A 592-nucleotide genomic window follows, 5' to 3' on the forward strand; every position below is an offset into this window, starting at 1 on the left:
CCGACCGTCTGTAGTCCCAGTACCGACTGCCAGACCGCGACCAGCGCACGTTCTTGCGCGGTACGCGGCTCTGCATAATCCGCTCCGGTTTGCAAGCTACCTTCTGGTGTTGGTAAGGCCTTACGATCGATTTTGCCATTCGGCGTCAGTGGCATCTGCTCCAGCTGTACAAAGTAGGACGGTACCATGTAACTTGGCAGCTCCCGGCCCAGCTCACTTCTTAGCTCGTTGGCACCGACTTCCTGCCCTGCGACATAGTAGGCCACCATTTGGTTTTGGCCCATTTCGTCCGTGCGGGCCACAACGACCGCTTCGCGTACCGACTCCACCTGGAGCAGCTGCGATTCCACCTCGCCCAGTTCAATCCGGTACCCCCGGATTTTCACCTGATGGTCCATTCGGCCCAAATATTCAATGTTGCCATCCGGCATCCATCTCGCCAAATCGCCGGTGCGGTACATCCGCTCATACCCTGTTTTGCCTTCGGCAAACGGGTTCTCTACAAATTTCTCTGCCGTTAGTTCTTCGCGTTTCCAATACCCACGGGCTAATCCTTCCCCTGCAATACATAGTTCGCCCGGTACACCGATTG

Annotated in this window: 1 protein-coding gene; it reads right to left on the reverse strand. The window is 56.4% G+C overall.

Features of this window, described 5'->3' with window-relative positions; translation table 11 throughout:
- The coding region (locus ABEW32_RS24545) for an AMP-binding enzyme (RefSeq protein ID WP_430192672.1) at positions 1–592 on the reverse strand (592 nt) is incomplete at both ends.

This window comes from Paenibacillus jamilae (assembly GCF_050482105.1).
Taxonomy (GTDB): Bacteria; Bacillota; Bacilli; order Paenibacillales; family Paenibacillaceae; genus Paenibacillus; species Paenibacillus jamilae_B.